Here is a 202-nt window from a genome sequence, read left to right on the forward strand (position 1 = left end):
GCTGTTAATAAAGGCCAACTAGATAAAAGTTTGAAGGATCTTTCCAACAATCTTCAATCTGAAGATTCAGCAGTCGTTCTTTACGATAAAACAGAAGGTGAAAATAGCACTACGGATTATACGAGTGTTACTTTTGGCAAAGGCAAAGATCGTGCTCCTGTAGGTCTTCATAATGTTGGGAATGGTCAGATTAATGAGAGTT

At 37.6% G+C, this 202-nt stretch carries 1 protein-coding gene; it reads left to right on the plus strand.

Features of this window, described 5'->3' with window-relative positions:
- Positions 1-202 (plus strand): hypothetical protein (locus J7R07_RS08245; protein ID WP_208436359.1); only part of this gene is annotated, 202 nt, incomplete at both ends.

The organism is Bartonella phoceensis, from assembly GCF_902825145.1.
In the GTDB taxonomy this organism is placed as follows: domain Bacteria; phylum Pseudomonadota; class Alphaproteobacteria; order Rhizobiales; family Rhizobiaceae; genus Bartonella; species Bartonella phoceensis.